The following is a 349-nucleotide window of genomic DNA, read 5'->3' as shown; positions in this document are numbered from 1 at the left end:
CGGCAGCCACCTACTCTCCCATACCGTCTCCAGTATAGTACCATCGGCCGCACAGGTCTTAACCATCGTGTTCGGGATGAGAACGGGTGTGACCCCTGCACGCATCGCCACCAAAAAGGTTCGTTATCAAATTTGTTGCTATCTTTATTCGTATCTGCACGCCTACCACTATCTCGAACCCACTTCGCGGCTTTTCAATAGACGCAAACGCTCTTATACGCCTGTCTGCTTCACTAAAGAACTCCGAAAGCAAGCTTTCTCCTTCTTTCCCTCGCAGCCAGCGTGCACTCGCTACTTGATAACTAAACAGTAAAACAACCCTTACTTCTTCTTCCCTTTTAGTTGGATT

1 rRNA gene is annotated in these 349 nt (G+C 48.4%); it reads right to left on the bottom strand.

What is annotated here, in order from left to right:
- A 5S ribosomal RNA gene (rrf, locus tag ASU35_RS07210) occupies window positions 1–115 on the bottom strand.
- Window positions 116–349 lie beyond the last annotated feature (234 nt).

The sequence above is a fragment of the Acetivibrio ethanolgignens genome (assembly GCF_001461035.1).
In the GTDB taxonomy this organism is placed as follows: domain Bacteria; phylum Bacillota; class Clostridia; order Lachnospirales; family Lachnospiraceae; genus Velocimicrobium; species Velocimicrobium ethanolgignens.
Note: the sequence above shows the minus strand (reverse complement) of the source record. Positions and strands in the feature narration are given on the sequence as shown.